Annotated in this window: 13 protein-coding genes; 3 read left to right on the forward strand and 10 right to left on the reverse strand. The window is 45.2% G+C overall.

The window, feature by feature from the left end:
* Positions 1-90: 90 nt before the first annotated feature.
* The gene (locus tag AC5O63_RS07260) at positions 91-1662 is read left to right on the forward strand and encodes a BCCT family transporter (protein ID WP_425666913.1); all 1572 of its coding nucleotides are present in this window, start codon (positions 91-93) and stop codon (positions 1660-1662) included.
* 63 nt (positions 1663-1725) lie between these two features.
* Here AC5O63_RS07260 and AC5O63_RS07265 read toward each other — a convergent pair whose 3' ends face one another.
* The 5 genes from AC5O63_RS07265 to AC5O63_RS07285 all read right to left on the reverse strand — a co-directional run bounded on the left by AC5O63_RS07265 (position 1726) and on the right by AC5O63_RS07285 (position 8983).
* Positions 1726-2445: a 3'-5' exonuclease gene (locus AC5O63_RS07265; RefSeq protein WP_494504447.1), complete on the reverse strand. Its 720-nt coding sequence runs from the start codon at positions 2443-2445 to the stop codon at positions 1726-1728.
* Between the two features lie 7 nt (positions 2446-2452).
* Positions 2453-4342: a DUF294 nucleotidyltransferase-like domain-containing protein gene (locus AC5O63_RS07270; protein ID WP_494504448.1), complete on the reverse strand. Its 1890-nt coding sequence runs from the start codon at positions 4340-4342 to the stop codon at positions 2453-2455.
* Positions 4343-4483: 141 nt separating this feature from the next.
* Positions 4484-6232 carry a formate--tetrahydrofolate ligase gene (locus AC5O63_RS07275; protein WP_494504449.1) on the reverse strand — a complete coding sequence of 583 codons (1749 nt, stop codon included), beginning with the start codon at positions 6230-6232 and terminating at the stop codon, positions 4484-4486.
* Between the two features lie 165 nt (positions 6233-6397).
* A complete protein-coding gene (locus AC5O63_RS07280; protein ID WP_004745669.1) occupies positions 6398-6586 on the reverse strand; it encodes a hypothetical protein in 189 nt (62 codons plus the stop codon).
* Between the two features lie 39 nt (positions 6587-6625).
* Positions 6626-8983, reverse strand: coding sequence for a fatty acid cis/trans isomerase (locus AC5O63_RS07285; RefSeq protein ID WP_494504450.1), 2358 nt, complete (start codon positions 8981-8983; stop codon positions 6626-6628).
* A 261-nt stretch (positions 8984-9244) separates the two neighbouring features.
* Between AC5O63_RS07285 and AC5O63_RS07290 the strand changes: the two genes are divergently transcribed.
* Together AC5O63_RS07290 and amt are read left to right on the forward strand one after the other, a co-directional pair.
* Positions 9245-9703, forward strand: a complete 459-nt coding sequence (locus AC5O63_RS07290; RefSeq protein ID WP_494504451.1) for a hypothetical protein — start codon at positions 9245-9247, stop codon at positions 9701-9703.
* A gap of 191 nt (positions 9704-9894) precedes the next feature.
* A complete protein-coding gene (gene amt / locus AC5O63_RS07295) occupies positions 9895-11787 on the forward strand; it encodes an ammonium transporter (RefSeq protein ID WP_494504452.1) in 1893 nt (630 codons plus the stop codon).
* Positions 11788-11827: 40 nt separating this feature from the next.
* Here amt and AC5O63_RS07300 read toward each other — a convergent pair whose 3' ends face one another.
* The 5 genes from AC5O63_RS07300 to AC5O63_RS07320 form a co-directional block, all read right to left on the reverse strand.
* Entirely contained in the window at positions 11828-12730 is a 903-nt protein-coding gene (locus AC5O63_RS07300) for a siderophore ABC transporter substrate-binding protein (protein ID WP_494504453.1), read from the reverse strand.
* Positions 12731-12739: 9 nt separating this feature from the next.
* Positions 12740-14650, reverse strand: coding sequence for a TonB-dependent receptor domain-containing protein (locus AC5O63_RS07305; RefSeq protein ID WP_494504454.1), 1911 nt, complete (start codon positions 14648-14650; stop codon positions 12740-12742).
* 157 nt (positions 14651-14807) lie between these two features.
* Entirely contained in the window at positions 14808-16142 is a 1335-nt protein-coding gene (locus AC5O63_RS07310; RefSeq protein ID WP_494504455.1) for a sensor histidine kinase, read from the reverse strand.
* The gene (locus AC5O63_RS07315) at positions 16139-16891 is read right to left on the reverse strand and encodes a response regulator transcription factor (protein WP_494504456.1); all 753 of its coding nucleotides are present in this window, start codon (positions 16889-16891) and stop codon (positions 16139-16141) included. Before AC5O63_RS07315 ends, AC5O63_RS07310 begins: the two co-directional genes overlap by 4 nt.
* 110 nt (positions 16892-17001) lie before the next feature.
* The gene (locus tag AC5O63_RS07320; RefSeq protein ID WP_494504457.1) at positions 17002-18615 is read right to left on the reverse strand and encodes a VRR-NUC domain-containing protein; all 1614 of its coding nucleotides are present in this window, start codon (positions 18613-18615) and stop codon (positions 17002-17004) included.
* Between the last annotated feature and the right edge of the window lie 20 nt (positions 18616-18635).

Raw genomic sequence — 18635 nt, forward strand, 5'->3', positions numbered from 1 at the left:
AGATTGTATTGTTATAAAAATCAATTTTAACTCTAATGATTTGAGTGTGAATACTGATACACATTAAGGATCAGATGCTAGAGAGGAATGATGACTAAAGGCATAGATAAGTACAGTATCGACAGTACCGACTATACGATCGGACAAGATAATGTACAGAAATGGGGATTCGACGTGCACAATCCAGTGTTTGGATGGAGTGCAGGTCTGATTGCAGTATTTTTAATTGCTGTTCTGGTTATGGATGCAGAGTCTGCTAAAGCGACTCTGGATGGAATCAAGTGGCAGATAATCGGCGGCTTTGACTGGCTGTTTATCTGGTCAGGTAATATCTTCGTTATTTTCTGCTTAGCCTTGATTGTTTCGCCACTAGGTAAGATTCGCCTCGGTGGAACTGACGCAACGGCTGACTACTCTTACCTTTCATGGCTTTCAATGCTGTTTGCTGCTGGTATGGGTATCGGCTTGATGTTCTGGAGTGTTGCAGAACCTGTGGCTTACTTTACCGGTTGGTATGAAACCCCACTTGGCGTTGAAGCGAATACACCGGAAGCGGCGAAACTCGCGTTAGGTGCGACAATGTACCACTGGGGCTTACACCCATGGGCAATTTATGGTGTTGTGGCATTATCGTTAGCTTTCTTCGCTTACAATAAAGGTTTACCACTTTCTATTCGTTCAATTTTCTACCCAATCCTTGGTGATCGCGCTTGGGGCTGGGCAGGCCATATTGTTGATATTCTAGCTGTATTGGCTACCTTGTTTGGTTTGGCAACATCGCTAGGTTTAGGCGCTCAACAAGCGGCAAGTGGTATTCACCATGTGTTCGGTATTGAGTCTGGTCTTGGGCTCCAAATCGTCGTTATCACAGTAGTGACTTTGCTTGCGGTCGTTTCAGTACTTCGCGGTATTGATGGCGGTGTAAAGGTTATCAGTAACATCAACATGATCGTTGCTTTCCTACTGCTGATTTTGGTTGCACTGATTGGCTACGCAATGGTTGTCGGTAACATTGGTACGACACTAATGGCTTACTTGGAAAACTTAGTACCATTAAGTAACCCTCACGGCCGTGAAGATGAAGCCTGGTTCCAAGGCTGGACAGTATTCTACTGGGCTTGGTGGATTTCTTGGTCACCATTCGTGGGTATGTTTATCGCACGTGTATCTAAAGGTCGTACAGTACGTGAATTTATTACGGCAGTATTGCTAGTTCCAACTGCAGTGACGTTACTTTGGATGTCGACGTTTGGTGGTATGGCAATTGACCAAGTGATTAACGGCGTGGGTGAGTTAGGCTCTGAAGGTCTTACCGATGTATCACTGGCTATGTTCCAAATGTTCGATGTACTTCCGTTTGGTTCGATCCTATCTATCATTGCAGTAATTCTTGTTCTGGTATTCTTTATTACTTCATCGGATTCTGGCTCGTTGGTGATCGACAGTATTACCGCTGGTGGTAAGGTGGATGCTCCTGTGATTCAGCGTGTATTCTGGGCCTTCATGGAAGGTGCGATTGCGGTAGCTCTACTGTGGATTGGTGGCTCTGAGGCGGTTCAAGCGCTTCAAGCAGGTGCTATTTCAACAGCCTTGCCATTTACCTTCGTATTGCTATTGATGTGTGTCAGCTTGCTAATGGGTATGCGTACTGAGAAGCGATAAGCACAGCTATCAAACTAAAAAGGGACGAATATCGTCCCTTTTTTAATGAGAGCTAGGAATAGACTAAATCCAGAGTTGGCTGATAGGCATGCTTCTATCGTAGTGATGGGCAATTTGTGCTTGCAGAAGTTCAGCTGTCGCCACCGCATCAGTCAATGCATGGTGTGGTGTGTAGAGCGGTAACCCATACCGAGAGCGACTTGCTCCAAGTCTTACCGACTCAGGTTTTCTACCTCGTATTTTATTTAAGATCCCGCCACTGGCTTTTTGCTGCAGCTGAGTTTCGATGTGCATAGTATCGACAACTGGAAACTCAATGCCTTCTTTGATGCGTGCATTAAGCGCTTTATCAAAAAACTCACGCTCAATTCGCTGGTAATGAACCACCATGATCTTACCTGCCATCTGGGCAAGTATCTCTTCATAAACGCCAATAAGATCTGGTGCGTCTAACACATCGGTGTGGGTAATACCATGAATGACGACTGACTCTTCAGCTAACTGCTTGCGCGGTTTAACGGTCCAATGCTGCGCTTGATTGATAAAAATGCGATTGAGGTTAAATGGCACAGTACCAATGGTAATGATGTCATCCTCATCGGAATCAAGCCCTGTGGTTTCAAAGTCCATAGCTAGAAAGGTGACGTCTTCAAGTGGAGTCGAAGGAGCGGGCACTCCCGCCTGATAATATTGTTTTAAAGCGTCGTTCTGTGCGACCTCTAACTTACGGCTGAACTTAGTTTGCCAGTCAATAGAGGGTGGAGACATAATTTTATTCAGCATAGCCACCTCACTTAAAGTTGTTGCTGGCTTGGTAACGGAACTTCAAGAAGTTTTGCGCGTTACTTAGAATTTGGAATGCATCTTTTAAATTGCGTCTCTCAAAATCTGACAGGTTTTCCGGCTCAATGTTGTTATCAGGATCAATCTTGTTTTCAACGTCTAGTGCTTGGTGGCGAATTCGCACCATAGAAATAAATTCGAGTGCATCACTTAAGTCTCGAGCTTTACCTTTAGGTAGAATGCCTGCCTCGTGAATATCATCCAATCGCTCAAAAGAGTTCTTAGAGCGAGAGCCAACGGCGAGCGCATGCACACGAATTAAATCTGCGAGTGGCGCAGTTCCGCGACGTTTAAGATTGATGGAGTTCTTATGCTGACCATCTTTCTCCATCACGAAGTCTTTGAAGAAGCCGAGAGGTGGAGTGCGGTTCATGGCATTGCGGGCTAAGCAGGCGAGGAAGCGATTGTTCTTACGTGCACGGCGCACAATAAACCCATTGAGGTGCTCGGCCCATTTTAATCGACCATAAACACCGTCGAGGTCAAAAAATATCGAGGCGTTAAGTAGGGCTTTAGGGTTTGGGTCATCAATCCAATCAGCAAAACACTCTTCCCATTCGGTACGAGTCATACGCCAATCTGGATTGGTTGCCATAATGTCGCCAGTACAGTAGGTGTAACCGCATTTGTCTAAGCCGTCACAGACAATTTTCGCTAGCTGAGCAAAGTAACTGTCATGCTGCTCTTTAACAAAGGTGTTATCAAGAATGATGGCATTGTCTTGGTCGGTGACCAGCAGTTGTTCGTCTCGACCCATAGAGCCCAGTGCAACAAAACAGTAGGGGACGGGAGGCTCACCAAGCTCTTCTTCTGCAAGCTCGATGATGCGTTGTTTAAAGCTTCTGCCGATAACTGACATCGCACTACCCACCATATGTGAGTTGGCGTCTTCATTCACCAAACGCACGAAGCTGTCTTTTACTTGCTCTGAAAGGGTCGAAAGCTCTTCGACTGACTGTTGCTGGAAAATGGTACTGACGAGTAGCAGAGAGTTTTGAGATTCGTAACGGACAATATCCGTGGCTTCGATGATACCAATTGGCTGCTTATCCTTTAGCACAGGAAGGTGATGGACGTTATAACGCAGCATTGTCAGCATGGCTTCATACACATAAGCGTTATGGTCGAGTGAAATCACCTCTGTGGTCATTACCGTTGACACATCATCGCTTGGGTCTAAGCCTTGGGCGAGGACACGGGTACATAGGTCACGGTCAGTGATGATACCAACCAGTGGGTTGTTGTCGTCTTCGTCATCTTGAGCAATATCTGGGTCGACGATCAATAGTGAAGAAACATTTTCTTCCGCCATTTTGATTGCCGCGTTCTGAATCGCTTCAGACATTGGAATCGTTGGCGCTTCACTGGTGAGTAGGGTTCTTACTTTGGACGTCGTCAGGTCGTTTTGTTCACTGCTATTAGAGACGGTTTGACGCAAACGCGCGGTATCTTCTACCTCAACGAAATCAGCGAAGGTTTCATGCTCGTCGTAGAGTTCTTGGAAGACCGCCTCAGGGATACAGTAGAGCAGAGTATCTTTTATCGCTTTGGCTGGGAAACGCACTTTGTTGTTTGTGAGCAGCCCCATCTGACCAAACAAGGATCCTTCATCAAGACGGTTGTAGAGTTCGCCTTTGCGTCGATAAACTTCAACCACACCGCTTCGTACCATATAGAGATCGTGGATCTCATCGCCGAAGTGGATGATAGGCGTATCTTCACGGTAGTAAGAAATCTCAACGTGTTTGGTGACATAGTTGAGTACATCGTCTTCGAGTTCGTCAAAAGGTGGGTGTTGGGATAGGAAATTTTTAATTTCCAATAACTCTGCTTCCATGAAAACATCCGGTCTGTTCGAGTAATGTTTCAATGGTACATGATCTTGTGGTGGACTGCATGACTTGTCGAGATGGCGCTAAAGAAAAAAGGCTAAGTTTTAATCACTTAGCCTCTTCGAGAATTCGTTGGTCAATCGCGGTTAGCTTAAGCCAATAATATTGCCTTCGTCATCGAGATCGAGATTCATAAACGCAGGCTTCTCTGGTAAGCCCGGCATCGTCATTACGTTGCCACAAAGCGCATAAACAAAGCCCGCACCCGCACACAGTCTCAGTTCGCGGATTGGAACATCAAAGCCAGAAGGCGCGCCTTTTATACTACCGTTGGTAGAAATAGACAGTGGCGTTTTCGCAAGGCATACCGCTAAGTCATCAAAACCGTGCTGTTTTAACTCATCAAGTTGTTTTCTTGCTTGGTAGCTCAATGTAACCCCACAAGCGCCATAACCTGCTTCAGCAACAGCCATCAGTTTTTCTTCGGTTGTTTGGCTAAATTGGTACAGAGGTTTGAAGTGAGCCGTTTTGTTACACTGTGCGATGACTTTCTCTGCTAACTCTACTGTGCCGTCACCACCTTTAGCAAAGCCTTCACTGATAGCGACTTCGACATCATTTGGCAACGCTTCAATCATAGCTTTTAGTGCTTGAAGTTCTTGGTCACTGTCTTGCGGAAAACGGTTGATCGCAACGACCGCAGGCACACCGTACTTGTTGACGTTGTTAATATGCCATTTTAAGTTTCCGAATCCAGCAACGAGGGCATTTTCGTCATTTTCAAATAGCGACTCAGGTATCGCTTGGCCTGGTTTTAGGTCGTAGTGCCCAGAGTTCGCTTTGAGGCCGCGTAGTGTAGCCACTATCACTGCACAATCGGGTGATTTATCTGACATTTGAGCTTTGATATTACACGCCTTCTCAAACCCCATATCTGAACCAAAGCCACCTTCAGTCACAGTGTAATCGCACAGTTTTGTCGCGATGTTGTCAGCGATTATTGATGAGTTACCATGAGCAATATTAGCAAACGGCCCTGCGTGGATAAGCGTTGGAACGCCTTCTAAGGTTTGCATTAAGGTTGGCTCAATCGCTTCTTTCATGCTGACGGCCATGGCACCAGCGACCTGCAAATCTTCCGTGGTGATAGGTTTGCCTTCGATATCGTAAGCGACAACAATACGGCCAATGCGTGCGCGAAGGTCTTTTAAATCAGAAGCAAGAGCAAGAATCGCCATAAGCTCAGAAGCGGCTGAGATATCAAATCCATCTTGGCGTTCGAAGCCATTAATCGTTTTATTGGCTTCATTTTGACCGACAGTAACCATACGTAGCGCTCGGTCGTTGTGGTCCATGACACGTTTCCAGACAACGCGCTGAGGGTCAATTTTGAGGGCAGTCAAACCACTGCGCTGTTCAAAGTCTTTACAGCCTTGACGTTGCTCGTGATAGATACGCGCATCTATGGCCGCTGCGGCTAAGTTGTGCGCTGCGGTAACCGCATGAATATCGCCTGTAAGGTGCAGGTTTAGCTCTTCCATTGGAGCCACCTGAGAGTAACCACCGCCTGCAGCGCCACCTTTGACACCAAATACAGGGCCCATTGAAGGTTGGCGTATACATGCCATGACTGAACGTTTGAGTTTGGCAATGCCCTGAGACAGACCAATCGTCGTCACTGTTTTGCCTTCGCCGAGTGGCGTTGGCGTAATCGCGGTAACCAGAATAAGCTTGCCAGTTGAGTTTTCCTGCAGACGTTTGAGGCTGTGTAAACTTACTTTAGCCTTGTGCTTTCCTTGGCTATGGAATTCGTTGGCATGCAAACCAGCACGCTCAGCAACTTGAGAAATTGGGTGTAGTTTTGTCTCGCGACAGATCTCAATATCAGACAGCATAAAACCCTCAAAATAGACACATAAAAAGTGAGGCAATCGTTTGCGTGCAAATAATAGCGATTAAATTTGCTTTGTAAAGCTCTGATTGTAGGAGAGTGGATTATACGTGTGTCATGGGCGATGGGCAAAAGAAAGCCCCATGTAAATTACGATGGGGCGTTTTCGTTAGTACCAGTCATCTTCAGGGATTATTTTCCCTTCAGGAGCATAAGGATCATCATCAAATGGATGTTCTGCCTTGTTCCTAAGGCTATCAAGTTGATGTTCGAGCATCTGTACGGTGTCGTAATCACCTTCTGAGCAGGCAACATAAATTTGTTGTTCTAAAGCTCTAATGCTGTCATTGATACCCATAGTCACCTCCCTGAGCGTGTCATGCGCAGTTGAACGGTTCTACCTATTCTCAAATCTATTGTAGTCAAGTAGGCCAAATTCGATAGGTTGATCCTCTTGATACCATGCATGAATTCTGTCGCTAAACGGCCAGAATTGGTCTGAACTACGACGAATTGCAAAGGTATCCAACAGCTTAACGTAATCTTCTTCGCTCGAAATATTTTTCAACATTTCGACCAGTTTTGGCACTTGCTGTTCTTTAAGGGATAGATACGCAGCAGGGTAGCTGCCGATCACTCCACGAACCAAAGTAAGGTCATCATTGGCTGGATCGCGGTTACTCTCTTCATCAAATAGACTGGAAATGTTGGTATGAGCATTGTTGTGCAGCAAGGTGTAGAGCTGATCTTTACCACTATCAGACTCAATCATTAACATCATTATCTGAGGTAGATAGATAAGCCCTTTGCCTTTGATGCTATCTATACTACGTAGCAGTTGCTCATTTTCCTGCTTCATTCCCGTTTGCTCGATCTTGAAGCGGTTAGTTAAAACAGGAGCAAGTTGAGTCTGCAAAATATCGTATAGCTCAGCTTTTGGATCGTCTGTCTGATACGGCACTTGTGTAGGTTGATCAAACGGCTTAACGTTACGTTGTAAGAAGTCACTAAGCTGAGCACTTTGGTCTTTGTACCAACTTGAGTGCTCTTTATGGCGCATCTCTCTAGGCAGTAGGGCAACGAAGTTACTTTCGCCTTCTAGGCGCAAGAAATCCATAAACATTCGCGTCATTAACTGATGGCCGAAGTTGCCGTACACATCGAACCCAGCCACTAGTAAATAGTGGATACGCTCGATGAGAGCATAGTCCAGTACCCAAGCGGTTTTTGGGGGAGTGCCGACTAAGCCCTGAACAACAGAAGCGCTATCAAAGTGCCTGAATACTGTAAGGGCAGCGTTCTGATTGGTTCCTTCTCCCGTCCAAATGACATCGGTGGTAAGATGCTTACCGCCTTCAAACCACTGATTGATAAAGTCAGACTTTGCTTGTAAATAACGCGCTTGCTGCCTTGAATAAGATACCCAGTTCGTCACGGGCAAGGTATTGCTTTCAAGCTCACCAGGCAGTTTTAAGTTGTCTGCTTGCGCGCGATAAAACTCGTTCACTTCAGGAATATCTGCTTTGTCTGGGTCGAGGAAGAACACCCAGAAGCGGTCATTGATGACATTTAGCGCCAATTGCCCACGACACACTGGTCCTTTGATGAAGGCATTGATCGTGTTCTGGGAATTGTCGAGCATAAACTTGAAGCGCGCTTTAACCGGTATATCAATAAACGCCGTCATCGGGTTTGCGGCGATATCTGGGGTATAGCCAGGTAGCTTCGCAACATCATAATCCGCGTCGATAAACCACTCTTTCCAATCATTGATTCGCTGTTCATTCAAGGCAAATGGCATATGAGTTTTATCAACAATGGTGCCTTGCTCTGGAATCAATCGGTAATAAACGCGAGAAACGCCCGGATCATCATACGGTCGGCGAGTCGCAATGCGCTTCACAGGTTGGCCTGGTGGAGTCGCAGAGCGCACTAAGGTAAAGAAGCGTGGCTGCTGTTCGTTTAAGTCGGAAAAGTATAAGTGCGACAAAAACAGATGTTCGTAGATGTAACGAGAAGTAAGCTGAACCTTACGAGAACTTTTGTTGAGCAGTGTTTCGTATTCGCTCACTAGCTGTGCTTGCGCTGGCGTTAAAGGCAGCGGCTGATTCATTATCGCACCATCTTGTAGCCAACTGATCAGCGTGGAGTATTCGTTGGAAGCGAGGTTTGGCATCCCATAAGGCATACCCCAAGTCGGGTAGTCCTGTAAGTACTGGTCATATTCTTCAATCGTCGGACAAACTTGAGAGCGGTCAATTGAAAAATCGAACCCTTCGAGTTGAGTTTGATCTGGCAGCGGGTGAGCCTCTTTTTGCATCAGCATGCGAGCAATCAGTCCGGCTTCTAAGTTGGCGGTTGGATTTTGTACACGTTCATTGAGGACTGGGCTAAAACCAAGATCGCGCCACTCTTGAGTAGTTTGAGCATCCTCAAATAGTCGATGAGGTGTGGCTGCTGTTAGGCGAGTCCCTTGATAGATGAGTTCTTTACTTGAACCGCGGTCGATCCCTTCAACTGATGACATTTTCAGTTGGCATGGGGCATCGTAACAAGCGTGGCAGACAACACAGCGTTTATCGATAATGGGTTTAACTTCGGTAAGGAAGAAATCACTTTCTGTGCTATCCACATCAGTGCGGCGCTCCTGCACGTTAGGTTCGCCAAATAACTGGTCGTAATTTAGCCCAGCATAAGTGGCACAGCCGGCGAACGTTAATACCACTGCCATCATCAAAAATGTACGTAAATTCATCTGGATACTTGTACTGACTATTCAATGGACTAATTGCAGCAGATGGCTTCAATAATGGCAAATAATACTTTTGCCCAATTGATAAAAATGACAAAGAAAATGATTGGTTTTAGATTACGGGCTGTCGTATGTCGCTCCTGATTAAGTCAACATTGCCTCGCACCACAATACCGATAAATGACTTCAAATTTTAATAGTATTGACTGAAAGAATTCAATAATGTTTAATGTAATACAATTTGGTTTTGTAAGTTGAATAATTGTGAGTGTTGATAATCTTTACCCTAGCTCTGTAGATGTAATCGCCAAAGAAGGTGGTCGTGTACCTGAAATTCCAAATATAGTTTCATATAAAAGTAAGCACTTTAAAATGTTACTTGAAAATTCTGATAATGAAACGATTGAACAGGTAAGAAAAGAGTTTAATACCGCCTGTGATGAGTTGATTGAGGCTAATAGCGAAGCCGTACTGGAAGTGGCTTATCAGTTACTCAAAGATGCTGGAATCAGTAAAGAATATCTGTTTGATAAAATTGAACAGAGTGAGAAGAAAGCGGATTCTTATATGATTCGTAAAGGCCAACAATGCTTTGAAGTGCGGACTATTGGAAGAATTACCGAAGAGCTGGCCGCATTCCTGCAAGAAAATAATCTGACGCGTAAGGGTGTTATTGCCCATTTAAAGCAAAGTGGTGAGAAAGTTTACGTGGTAGAAGCTTAAAGCGTCTTGAATACAAATCCAATTAAACACTAAAGGGCGTTTATATCGCCCTTTAGTTTTAGTCTTTGTTCGCTCATTCATTTCGATTAGTTTAAAAGGCAATACCTTAGAGAAAAGTGGAGAATTCTCGGTCACTTAACTATGCTCGGATAATACTAAAGGTATAACCGACCAGCTTTTTGGGCATAGTTATGATCGAAAGCGAGACGATAAGCATTACCTGGATTCTGTTGTGTACTGCATTAGTTCTTCTGATGCAGCCGGGTTTTACTTGCTTTGAAAGTGGTCTGGTTCGTAACAAAAACAACATCAATGTCTCGCTCAAAAATGTCGCTGATTTCTGTGTCAGTGGCCTGTTTTATTGGTTAATCGGTTTTGGCTTTATGTATGGGGAAAGCTGGAACGGGTGGATAGGGACGGACTTGTTTGTCTTGTCAGAACAAACCGTGCCACTGATCCTAGCGTTCTTTCTATTCCAAATGATGTTTTGTGGTACTGCAGCGACCATTCTCTCCGGTGCGGTAGCCGAACGGATGCGGTTCTCAGGTTATCTAATCAGCTCATTAATTACCGCGACCTTGTTGTTTCCTGTCGTCGGTCATTGGATTTGGAATGGCACCCACATTAAGTCGACAGGAATGGGGTGGCTCGCAGAGCGCGGCTTCATGGATTTTGCAGGCTCTACAGTCGTTCATTCGGTAGGTGGATGGATTGCTTTGGTCGCCATTGTTGTAGTCGGTGCGCGTTTAGGTCGCTTTACCGAAGATGGCAAGCCAAGAGAAATGTACAGTCAAAACTTGCCACTTTCTGCGCTTGGTACTTTTCTACTATTTATTGGTTGGTTCGGCTTCAATGGCGGTAGCGTGATCCATCCTGACGAAAACCTAGCCAAGATATTTTCCAATACGGCGATATCAGCCTGTACCGGCGGTTTTAGTGCCTTATTGTTGTCTTGGAATATCCACTCAATGCGAGGTACACGCTACATATTAAATGGGCTTTTAGCCGGTCTCGTGTCTATTTCTGCGAGTGCCAATATTGCTAACTTAGCAGGCGCTGTTGCCATTGGTGCAGTTGGCGGATGTATTAGCGTGATACTGGTGAGTGTATTAGAAAAACTGCGATTAGATGATGTGGTGTCTGCCGTCCCTGTTCACTTGGGTGGCGGGGTGTGGGGTACTCTCGCAGTTGCGCTGTTTGCACCAATAGATCAGCTCAATGCCGCTAGTCGAATGGACCAGCTATTAATACAGCTGACGGGTATCGCATCTACCGCTCTTTGGGTGGTCGGGGTGAGTTATCCACTACTTAAACTCATCAACCACTTTTACCCTCTCCGCGTGTCGGCTCAAACTGAAACTATAGGGCTTAACTTTGGTGAGCATGGTATGAAGGATGAGCTGATTGATTTAATGGAACAGTTTGATCGGGTAGTCAAAAAACATGATGAAGAGAAGCATCTTGAAGTTGACCACGGCTCAAGTTATTCCAATCTTTCTATGACCTATAACTATTTGCTGGATAGCACCAACAAGCATTTTCGAAAGAAAGAACAAGAACTGTTACGTATGGCGAGCCTAGATCCACTAACAGGGATTGCTAATCGCAGAGTTTACGAACAGGCGATGGAAAACACCATGAGTCAGAGTCACGAGCGGGACGAAGATTTTGCTTTGTTGATTTTGGATATTGATTATTTCAAACAGTATAACGACCACTATGGGCATCAACTTGGTGACTACTGCTTACAAAATATTTGTCAGGCATTAAGCCGAATTACCAGCCGTAAAAGAGATGTGTTCGCGCGAATAGGGGGTGAAGAGTTTGCTTTTATTCTGCGTAACACCACGATTGAAGAGGCTAAAAAAGTCGCCGAAGCATTGCGTAGAGAGGTTGAGAAACTAGAAATACCTCATGCTCATGCCGATTGTGACTTTGTTACTGTGAGTATCGGTGGCGCGTTGTGGGACGGAAGAATCAACTTGCCTCACACCGCTTTGTTTGACGAAGCGGATCGAGCGCTATTTAAAGCTAAGTCAAAAGGGCGAAATCAAGTGATGTTCTTCTCTGAGTTTGCTGAGTAGAGAGCCAGCAGTGGATACTGACTGGCTCTTTAGTGATGGTTTAATTCAGCACGGCGTTGACGTCATCAATCATAAATTGTGTCGCCTGAATACCGCTGGCTGAGATGTACCAAGCATGTGGGTTAAGAAAGTGGATGTGGCCATTCTTAGCGGCTCCCGTTTGCGCTACCAAAGGGTTATTGAGCTTTTTAAAGGCTTCACCAGAATCACGTCCAATGGCTTGATCTCTATCGAGGATTAGCAAGTAGGGTGGATTGGCATTTGCAATAAACTCGTAGCTAATCAAATCACCGTGAGTTTTATTTTCCTCATTAACCGTAACTTCTGAAAAACCGAAAAGCTTATACAAAGCGCTGTAGCGAGATTGCGCGCCGAACACGGTCAACTTGCCCCCATTGGTCATGACTAACATGATTTGATGTGCCGGGGTTGTCTTCGCTTTAATAGCATCAATCTGCTGTTGCTTTTCCGCGATAACTTTTTCTACTTGGTCACTCTTTTCAAAGATCTTACCTAGCGTGCGCCATGCTTCTTGTGTGGTTGCCCAGTAGTTACCAGGGTCAGCCATAAACACCACGGTTGGTGCAATTTTTGTCAGTTCTGAGTAAGACTCTGAGCTGCGGTTACTGGCAATGATTAAGTCTGGTTTCAGGGTATAAATCGTCTCAAAGTCCGGTTCAAACAAAGAACCGACAGCAGGGTATTTACTGCTTTGATACTTATGTAGATACTGCGGCATTGGCGCTTTTACCACGCCAACGGGCTCGATGTTTAAACTATCAAGTACATCTAAGGTATCCATGCCTAAAACGATAACCCTTTGAGGGTTAGACTCAAGCGTTGTTTGACCCATTGGGTGTTCAACCGTGATCGTTTCAGCACCCACCAAAGGGCTAAAGATAGCGAAGCCGATGATCGCGAGTAATTGTTTTATCGAATCCATTCCAAGCTCCTAAAATGCGTAGCTAACATTAAAGCGGAAGTCACGACCTGCATTGGCGTAACCTTTTGCCACAGGGCTTCCGATGTATTCGTGGTAAGAACCATGATCGAGGTAGTACTTATCAAACACGTTTTTAACCGATACGGTGAGAATGAGTTCCTCGTCGCTGAGTGGACGCCATTGAGCGTATAGGTCGTGGACATCGTAACCCGGCTTCTCTGGGTTTACCTTAGGATCGGCAACATCGGTGAGCTTTTCTACCAAGGTGACATGCCAGCCAAACTCAAGGTTTTCATTCCACAGATAGTTAAGATCTAGTAACCAAGTATCGCCAACAGACGTACCCAAGGTCATGTTATCGTCACTCAAAGGTTTTCCATTAAGCTCTGGCTTTGATTGGTTGTAGCTTAACGTGGCAAAAAAGCTCTCTAGTGTTAGCCCGACGTTTGCGGTTACCCCCGAGGTTTCGAGTTTGCCTGCATTAACATACTTACGCACGCTGTAGTCGAACGCGACGACGTCATCGATAGTGGTGTCGAAGACAGTCACACCCGCTCTGAACATATCGTTGGCAAACTTGACACCATATTCAATGTTTTTCGCTCGCTCTGGGCCACGTGCCGGAGAGTTTTCGTTAGAGCCCAATACGAAGTTTTCTTTAACTTGCTGTCCTCGGAAGGCTTCAGCATAGCCAGCAAAGACGCTTAGGCCATTGTCGAAGCGGTAATTCGCAGAAACGTTCGGGCTGAAATCGCTCGATTCGAAGTTCTGATCTAGGTTGTCATCGAGTTCATACCAGTCGTATCTTGCACCAGCAGATAGCAGCAGTGATTCGGTTACATTCCAATCATCTTGAAGGAACAAGCCGTACACAGTGCCTTTTTCCGTATGAGTATTGGTAGAGCCATTTAACTTGTTCTTATCTTGCTTGTAATCAGCACCGACAATTAGGGAGTTGTTTGCCCATGTTGCGGTGTTGAAGACTTTGCCGCCGAAGGTGTTAATTGTCCCCTCACTGGTTCCCCATCTTGGGTGATCTATGTGAGCAATACGGTTTTCCGTGGTGTACACCGTTGTGTCGATCTTGATGAGATCACCCTCTGTATAGACGTGGTTGGCGGTGATGGTTTGTCTATCCGCTTCCTGTTTAAGAGGTTCGTTTTTAAAACTTGGCTGGAAGTGCGGACGGTTTAAGCGCGTACTGTCATCGTCACGATAGTCATAGGCGAGGGAGATATAGTGGTGACTGTTAATGTTGCCAGATAACTTCAGCAAGGCGACTTTTTGTTCTGACTTGGTATAAGGCTGCTCTTCACCGTGACCATCAACGATATTATCTGTATCTTGGTAGCCGAATGAAGCCAGAAGCCCTAGGTCTTCAGAAACCTCACCATATAGGCTTGCTGACCCTTTATAACCTTTGTTGTTTGTGTAGTAGCCCCCTTTTACCTGAGCGCCAAATGTGTCGCCAGAAGAGAGTAGGTCATGCGCATCTTTGGTTTTAAACTGAATCGCGCCACCCAGCGCACCTGGGCCATTTGTCGCACGCCCAGCTCCTGCACTCACATCAACTTGTTTAAGTAATTCTGGCTCGATAGAAAGGCGACCTTGGTGGTGGAAAAGATTGCCTGACTGTTCGGCACCATCAATAGAGATATTGAGCATGGTATCTTCTAGACCACGGACATAGATCTTTTGTGAGATTCCGGAAGAGCCGCCGACGTTAACTTCAGCGTCTTTACGGAAGATATCGTTGAGGTCTTGTGCTTGCTGCTTTGCTAAATCATCAGCCGTGATTGTTGTATCAACGCCAAGGGTTTTCTGACCTAAGACTTCTATGGTCTCTGTTGTGTCATCTGCTACAGCAAAGTTTGTAGCTAATAGTAGTGCGATAGGGCTTAACTTGAATACGGTGTCCATTTGACCGTAACCTCCACTAGTAATGAGAATTATTATCGAGAAGGATTTTGCGGTTATTGATTGAGTGAGTAAATGAGTTTTACAACTGTTACAAATGAGCTTGACTGACTAATTGATGAGGCGGGTAGAGGAATCAGCTCTACCCGAGTAAACGAGGTTAGTTGGGTAGCACAATCACCATATCAAGTCCCGGAGAAGGCTTGTTCCTTGCTTCTATCGAACCTTTGACCGCTTCTATATGTCGCTTAGCGAGAGCTAAACCAACCCCAAAGCCTTTACGTGAACCCATATCGTTGTCTGCTTTAAAGAAAGGTCTAAAGATCTCACTTGTTAGCATAGGGTCCAGTCCCGGGCCACTATCGGAGATAATCAGCTTGAACTGCTCGCTTGTCGTGCTACCAATGATGTTAAGGCTTTCGCCTTCAGGAGTGTATCTCAGGCCATTGCGGATGATGTTTTCGATGGCTTGAGCTAATGCACGTTGATTTGAATGCTGCAGCTCAACTTGCTCTGGCAGTTGTAGGCAGATCTGCTTGTTTGGGTATTCAAACTGAGCATCTTCAACAATCGCCTCGATGAGTTCGATCACATCGAAGGTTTCATTGGTTAACTCCGGTCGTTCGTTTTCTAGCCAAGCTAAAGTGAGAGTATCTTCAGCCATTTGCCGCATTGCTTTGGTTTCTGAGCGGATCCTTTGCACCATCTCACTTGTGTCAATTTGATTCTCAACACAATCCGTTGCCATTTCGACACGTGCCAACGGCGTACGGATTTCATGGGACATTTCCGCGATCAAATTACGATTGTGCTCAATAACATTAGAGGTGCGCTCTGCCATCATATCGAAGGTTTTTGCTATCTGGCTGAGCTCATCATTACCAAGCTTAAAGCGGTCAGCGATACGGGCATCGTAGTTGCCTTGGCTAAATTCAGACGTCGCTTTGTGGAAGTGACGTAAGGGCCTCATGATGTAGCGATAAATATAGATAGTCAGCGCGAGCAAGGCCGTGAATGGAAGTATGAAACGGAAGAACCAAAATGCGTGTGACATATAAGTCCCCGGTCTCATTCTATCTGGAAGGATGACCAGAAAATGATAGTTAAATGGGTCTAGTCCGACTTCCATGATTGGGTTTTCAGGGAAGTAAAGGTGGATCTTCCATTCAACATTGCGTCCGATACCATAGCCTGACCAAAACCGTTGGTTTAGCGGGTTGCCCGCTATCACATCAACTTGAGAGCGGACCACCGTCGCCCATGTATTTTCTCTAATGGATAGTTGTTCTAGCCATGAGTTGAGCTCGTCGTGTTTCCCTTGCGACAACAAATCTTGGACATGCGCACCCCAATCTAGGATCTCTTGCTGGTGAGATTTATCAATGTAGCTCATCTTTTCATTCGAAAGAATGGCAGCGCTATGCAGCAATGAAAAGAACATGACACCGCCAAGAGCGAGAACAATAAACAATCGCCAAAATAGTAGTTTTTTCATCTTACTGAGTAGCCTTTTCCGTGGACAGTTTGAATGCGATCGTGCGGCATACCCATTGCCGTTAAGGTTTTGCGAACTCGGCTTAAATGCATATCTAGGCTACGATCATAAGGACTGAACTCACGCTCCAGAACCATTTGATATAGGTAGGGTTTACTTTGAACCGCACCGTGATTCTGTACTAGAGTCCACAGCAGTTTGAATTGGATTGGTGTCAGCGTCACTTTGCTTACACCTAGCACGCTGACTTCATATTCGTGGCGATCGAGTTTGAGCTCATGATGTTCAAGGTAGCGGTTAGAGCTAGGAGAAGCGTTGTAACCTGAGCGACGCAAAATAGCATCAATGCGTAAGCTCACTTCAGTGAAATTACACGGCTTGCTGATATAGTCATCCGCGCCAAATTGCAGGCCACGAATACGATGTTCCTCGGCACCAAAAGCCGTGAGCATGATAACGGGGGTATTGGAATGAGCTCGAATATAATTAAGCAGACCAAACCCATCAACCTCAGGAAGGTTAACGTCGAGAATGATAAGGTCGAACTGACTCTGACTCAATGCCGACAGAGCTTTAGCGCCACACTTAAGATTAGTCACACTATAAGAGCGACTTTTCAGAAGGGCAGTGAGTTGCTTGTTAAGAAGTTCATCGTCTTCCACTAGCAGAATCGAGGGGGCGCTGGCACTCGTTGTATGAGTTATCTCGCTACTGTCAAACGAAGACGAGTTAACGCTGCCATCAAACATAACAAACTCCTTTTATTGATAATGCTAATTATTATCAATAAAAGGAGGGGTAGATGCAATCCTATTGCATAGCAATCACTAACAAGAAGTTGAGATTGTATAAGTGTTCGTTATTCTTGCGACACGTAGCATGCAGCAAATGGAACCTCGAGTTCAATAAAGTGCTTAAACCAACGCCATTGGTTATCTTGCAGCTTATCTCCAGGTCCTTTGACTTCAACCCATTCAAACTGACCTTGTTTGAAGAGAATGAGATCAGGCATGCCACTACGGTAGAGTTTGAGATCTTTTAACATCACTTTAAACAGGCACAGCGCCATATGGTTTGGAATGTGCTTGATGCAAGCCTCTAGCAGTTCTAGATCAAAGCCAGCCCAGTGGACAAATGGGTTCGCCAAGCCATATTTCTGGTGGTAAGTGGTGACAAGAGCGTTTAGTCCATCTCGCTCTAGAGTATGGATCACTTGGTCAATCAAAGCTTGACGCTTGATGGCAAAATCGGCGTGATACAAATCCAACGGGCGATGTTGATAGCGGTTAATGAAAGCACCTTCTATCGGCGCGAATACCACATCCCAGAATGCCAAGCCAAACAAGCCATTGAGCAAGAGGTTCTCGGCATAGAACACCTGATAACCAAGCTGCTCAAAATGCGATTTTACTGCGAGTTCTACTCGTTGCTGAGAAAGATCTAACTCTAAGTGGTATTCGTGAATATTTGGCTTTTTCTCTCTTGGGACTCGAAGCCCTTGTTTGCGTTTGAGCCTTTGTTTAAGCTTGTGCGCAGTTTCTAACTCTGCCACATCCACAGGCTGGAGTAACATTTCAGTGACAACGTCACTCATGTCATCAATATTATCGAGTTTATCGTGGACTCGCGCTTGACGCTCGCGCGATGGTGGAAGGGAAGTTTTCGCAAACCATTCTAGGCACTCTTCTAGTTTTCCTAACCGCTCTAGATCTCTCGACATATCGTTGATCAAGTGCTGACGCTTACGTTCTATATAGTTATGACTGAATGGGTGCTCTATTTCGCCCAGCAGAGCCAATAAGCTAGATGTGTCTTTCCTATCGGAGTCTATATAACGGCCATGTAAATCGGAAAGGTGTAGTAACTGGTTAAGCTCAGTCCGTGAGGAAAAGAATCGGCGTTGATTGCTAAGTTGATAGTTTTCAAATTGATGCAGACCTAAATCATCAAGAACAAACTGACTGAGATCTTGGCGTGTGTTAGCGAAAAACAGGGCGAGTAAGACGTTAATAACCTCGGAGTGATTTAGTCTGATCACGACAAAGTTAATGTCATCAAAACGGGTAAACGGCTTTTGTTCGATCTGGTTTAACAACTGCTCTTTGCGAGCTGCATTATTCGAGAAAGTAAACAATGAGCACAGCTCGGGCTTAGTCAGTAACTCAGAGGCAAGTGTTAAAGCACAAATATCATGGTTAATGGTAATGAAATCGCCGAGTTGCAGGGACTCAAGACAGGGGTTGATATCGCCTATTTCAGGGTAGTTTAATTTATCAGAGCGAAACCACTCACCTTTGCGAGATAGTAGTCGAACAAGCAAACATTGAGAGTTTTTGTTTAGTTGCTCGAAACTACGTAGCCAGTTGAGTTCACTTTCAGTTAGTAAATCAGGATACCAGTCTAAAGCATGAGTAATTAGCTTGGTGAAATTATGAAGGTAATAGTCAGGTGCAAGTTCGATAGGGTCAGACATAACAGTGAGATACAAAAAAG

It is taken from the genome of Vibrio sp. SCP2 (assembly GCF_059295395.1).

Coding starts and splice junctions, on each gene's coding strand:
- AC5O63_RS07260 (WP_425666913.1), top strand. CDS start 91: ATGACTAAAGGCATAGATAAGTACAGTATCGACAGTACCGACTATACG.
- AC5O63_RS07265 (WP_494504447.1), bottom strand. CDS start 2,445: ATGCTGAATAAAATTATGTCTCCACCCTCTATTGACTGGCAAACTAAG.
- AC5O63_RS07270 (WP_494504448.1), bottom strand. CDS start 4,342: ATGGAAGCAGAGTTATTGGAAATTAAAAATTTCCTATCCCAACACCCA.
- AC5O63_RS07275 (WP_494504449.1), bottom strand. CDS start 6,232: ATGCTGTCTGATATTGAGATCTGTCGCGAGACAAAACTACACCCAATT.
- AC5O63_RS07280 (WP_004745669.1), bottom strand. CDS start 6,586: ATGGGTATCAATGACAGCATTAGAGCTTTAGAACAACAAATTTATGTT.
- AC5O63_RS07285 (WP_494504450.1), bottom strand. CDS start 8,983: ATGAATTTACGTACATTTTTGATGATGGCAGTGGTATTAACGTTCGCC.
- amt (WP_494504452.1), top strand. CDS start 9,895: ATGATCGAAAGCGAGACGATAAGCATTACCTGGATTCTGTTGTGTACT.
- AC5O63_RS07300 (WP_494504453.1), bottom strand. CDS start 12,730: ATGGATTCGATAAAACAATTACTCGCGATCATCGGCTTCGCTATCTTT.
- AC5O63_RS07305 (WP_494504454.1), bottom strand. CDS start 14,650: ATGGACACCGTATTCAAGTTAAGCCCTATCGCACTACTATTAGCTACA.
- AC5O63_RS07310 (WP_494504455.1), bottom strand. CDS start 16,142: ATGAAAAAACTACTATTTTGGCGATTGTTTATTGTTCTCGCTCTTGGC.
- AC5O63_RS07315 (WP_494504456.1), bottom strand. CDS start 16,891: ATGTTTGATGGCAGCGTTAACTCGTCTTCGTTTGACAGTAGCGAGATA.
- AC5O63_RS07320 (WP_494504457.1), bottom strand. CDS start 18,615: ATGTCTGACCCTATCGAACTTGCACCTGACTATTACCTTCATAATTTC.